This window comes from Kitasatospora sp. NPDC101155 (assembly GCF_044768305.1).
In the GTDB taxonomy this organism is placed as follows: Bacteria; Actinomycetota; Actinomycetes; order Streptomycetales; family Streptomycetaceae; genus Kitasatospora.
Map to the genome: position 1 here is coordinate 1 of NZ_JBIWPN010000131.1, position 4125 is coordinate 4125.

2 protein-coding genes are annotated in these 4125 nt (G+C 70.3%); both read right to left on the reverse strand.

The features are described from left to right. The coding region (locus ACIRYZ_RS46235; protein ID WP_402955700.1) for a type I polyketide synthase at positions 1 to 1954 on the reverse strand (1954 nt) is incomplete at its 3' end. Continuing rightward, positions 1938 to 4125 (reverse strand): type I polyketide synthase (locus ACIRYZ_RS46240; RefSeq protein WP_402955703.1); only part of this gene is annotated, 2188 nt, incomplete at its 5' end. The genes ACIRYZ_RS46235 and ACIRYZ_RS46240, both read right to left, overlap by 17 nt.

Below are 4125 nucleotides of genomic sequence, written 5' to 3' on the forward strand. Positions count from 1 at the left end.
GAGCGAACAGACCCGCCTGCGTGAACACCGTCCGATCCAACAGACCAGACCCGTCACCAGCGGCGAACATCACCTCACGCACACCCGCGACACCCGCAGCCGACAGATCATCCGCCAGCTGCGCATCCAGCCCAGCACACACCTCGTCCAGAGCCGCGGCGAACACCGGATAGACGTCGTACAGCTCCCGGCCCATCCCCGCACGCTGCGAGCCCTGACCCGAGAACAACACCGCCAGACGCCGCGAACCCGCAACACCCTTGATGCCCTCACCGGACGCCAGGGCCGACAGCCCGGCCAGGGCCTCCGCCCGGTCACGCGCCACGACCACACCACGGTGCTCCAACACCGCACGCGACGACACCAACGAGAACGCCGCATCGACATCACGCAGACCAGCGCCAGAGCCCTCGACGAACGAAGCCAACCGCTCCGCCTGCGCCCGCAGCGCACCCGCCGACTTCCCCGACAGCACCCACGGCACCACCGGCAGCGACGACTCGGCCGACTCCTCAGCCGACTCCTCCACCGGAGCCTGCTCCAGGATCACGTGCGCATTCGTGCCACTCACCCCGAAGGAAGAGACGGCAGCACGCCGCACCTCGTCACCCGGCACCCACTCGCGCGCCTCGGTCAGCAGCTCGACCGCACCGTCCGACCAGTCCACCTGCGGCGTCGGCTCATCCACGTGCAGAGTCCGCGGCAGCACACCGTGCCGCATCGCCATCACCATCTTGATGACGCCACCGACACCCGCAGCAGCCTGGGTGTGACCGATGTTGGACTTCAGCGAGCCGAGCCACAGCGGACGTTCGGCCGGACGCTCCTGCCCATAGGTGGCAAGCAGCGCCTGCGCCTCGATCGGGTCACCCAGCTTCGTGCCCGTCCCGTGCGCCTCCACCACGTCGATCTGATCGCTCGTCAGGTGCGAGTTGGCCAGCGCGGCCCGGATCACCCGCTGCTGCGAGGGACCGTTCGGCGCCGTCAGACCGCTGCTCGCACCGTCCTGGTTCACGGCCGAGCCGCGCACCACGGCGAGCACCGGGTGGCCGTTGCGCCGCGCGTCCGACAGCCGCTCGACCAGCAGCATGCCGACGCCCTCGCCCCAGCCGGTGCCATCAGCAGAAGCCGCGAACGACTTGCACCGGCCATCGACAGCCAGGCCTCGCTGCCGGGAGAACTCGATGAATGCCCCAGGGCTGGACATCACGGTGACGCCACCGACCAAGGCCAGCGAGCACTCGCCCTGCCGCAGCGCCTGGGCGGCCAGGTGCAGGCCGACCAGCGACGACGAACACGCCGTGTCCACCGTCACCGCCGGCCCCTCCAGACCGAAGGTGTAGGCGACGCGCCCGGAGGCGATGCTGCCCGCGCTGCCGTTTCCGAGAAGGCCCTCGAATCCTTCGGGGGCCTTCCCCATCCGTGCCGCGTAGTCGTTGTACATCACACCGGCGAAAACGCCGGTGCGACTTCCGCGAAGTGACGCCGGATCAATTCCAGCCCGCTCGAACGCCTCCCAGGACGCCTCCAGCAGCAGGCGCTGCTGCGGGTCGATGGCCAGCGCCTCACGCGGCGAAATCCCGAAGAGCCCCGCGTCGAACTCGGCCGCGTCGTGCAGGAATCCGCCCTGGCGCGAATACGACTTCCCGTGGCGGTCCGGGTCGGGATCGTAGAGATCCGTGTCCCAACCCCGGTCCACCGGGAACTCCGAGATTCCGTCGCGACCCTCGGCAACCAGCTCCCACAGCGCATCCGGGGAGTCCACGCCCCCCGGATAGCGGCAGGCCATCCCCACGATGGCGATGGGTTCCCTTGCCATGTCAGTGAGTTGACGGTTCTGCTGCCGGAGGCGATCGGTCTCCTTCAGTGATGCCCGAAGAGCTTCAACGATCTGTTCCGTGGATGTAGCCATCATGAGTTCCGCTCTCGGGATCGCATCAGGAATCGCCGCCATCAAGCGCCATTTTGACAAGGCTCTCGATGTCCATTGCGTCAATCGACTCGGCCTGGCTCTTCAACTCGGAGCCGGACTCGCCAGAATGAGGATTGGCAAGTTCCAACAGTGCGTCCAGCAGGCCCGCTTCTTGGAACCGGATCAAAGGGATACTCGCCAGGGCATTCCTGATCTCAGCCTCACTTTGATCAACATACAGTGTCTGACCCTCACCGGAACAGAGCTCAATTTGCAGATGCTGCGTAAGAGCTGCGGGGGTGGGGTAGTCGAAGAGGAGCGTGGCCGGCAGTCGCAGGCCGGTCGCCCCGTTCAGCCGGTTGCGCAGCTCCACGGCGGTGAGGGAGTCGAACCCGGCATCCAGGAAGCCCAGTTCGGCACCGACCGCGTCCGCCGAGGCATGTCCCAGCACAGCAGCCGCCTCGCCGCAGACCAGATCCAGCAGCACGCGCTGGCGCTCGGCCTCCGAGAGCCCGGCCAACTTGCCCTTGAGCACCGCCACCGCGTCCGGACCCCCGGCCGCCGACGACGCCTTACGGGCGGGAGCCCGGACCAGACCCCTGAGCAGGGCAGCCACCTCACCGGAGGCCGCCGCCTGGGCCCGGAAGGCCGCCAGATCCAGCCGCGCCGGCACCAGCACCGCCTCGTCCGTCGCGCACGCGGCGTCGAACAGCTCAAGACCCTCACGCGAGGACAGACCGCGAAGTCCGCTGCGCGCCATCCGCTGCAGGTTGCCGTCGCCGAGCGCGCCGGTCATGCCCGACGCCTCGGCCCACAGACCCCACGCAAGGGACACCGCGGGCAGGCCCTGGGCCTTGCGGTGCTGGGCGAGCGCGTCCAGGAAGGTGTTCGCCGTCGCGTAGTTGCCCTGACCCGGTGCACCGATGGTGGCCGCGACCGAGGAGAACAGCACGAAGGCGGACAGGTCCAGGTCCCGGGTCAGCTCGTGCAGATGCCACGCGGCATCGACCTTCGGCCGCAGGACGGTGTCGAAGCGCTCAGGGGAGAGCGACTCGATCACGCCGTCGTCCAGCACACCCGCCGTGTGCACCACCCCGGCGAGGGGGGCCTCGGCCGGGACCTGGGCCAGCATCTCAGCCAGAGCCGCACGGTCGGCGACGTCGCAGGCCGCCAGCGTGACCTTGGCCCCGGCCTCGGTCAGCTCCGCCACCAGCTCCGCCGCCCCCGGGGCAGCCTCACCGCGACGGCTGGCCAGCAGCAGACGGCGAACGCCGTGCTGGGACACCAGGTGACGGGCCACCAGAGCACCCAGAGTGCCGGAGGCACCGGTCACCAGAACCGTGCCCTCCGGGCCGAAGGCCACCTTCGCGTCCTCGGCGGCCACACCCGCAACGCGCGCCAGGCGCGGCGCGAACGCCGTACCGCCGCGCAGGGCGACCTGCGGCTCGCCACCGGCCACCGCGAACGGCAGAACGCGCGAGGCGTCCTCGCCGTCGACGTCCAGCAGGACGATCCGCCCCGGGTGCTCGGACTGCGCCGAACGCACCAGCCCCCACACCGACGCGGCAGCCAGATCGGCGACGTCCGCGCCGCGCTCCACCGCGACCGCACCCTGGGTCACCAGCACCAGCCGGGAGTCAGCCCACCGCTCATCGGCAACCCACGCCTGCACCACCGCCAGCACCCGAGCCGCCGTCTCACGCACACCCGCGATCGGGTCCTCCGTGCCGACGACCATGGGAAGCAGAACCGCCCCCGGGATCTCCGCCCCGGCATCGATCGCGTCGGCCAGCGCCGCCAGATCCGCGTACCGCTCACCGGCCACACTGCTCAGGCCCGCGGGCACCTCGCCCAGCCAGGCCCGGCCGCCCGGCGCCGCGACCTCGTCGGCCACCCGAAGCTCGGTCCAGTCGATCCGGAACAGCGAGTCCCGGCCGGCAGCCTGCGCGGCGGCGATCTGCTCCGCCGACACCGGCCGCAGCACCAGCGACTCCACCACCGCCACGGGAGTACCAGCGGCATCCGCGACATGCACGGTGACCGCACCCTCACCAACCGGCGTCAGCCACACCCGCAGAGCCGTAGCACCAACCGCGTGCAGCGACACACCCGACCACGCGAACGGCAGCCGACCGCGGTCATCGCCACCGGTGAAATCACCGAGCCCCACGCCGTGGAGGGCGGCGTCGAGCAGAGCGGGGTGCAGACCGAAG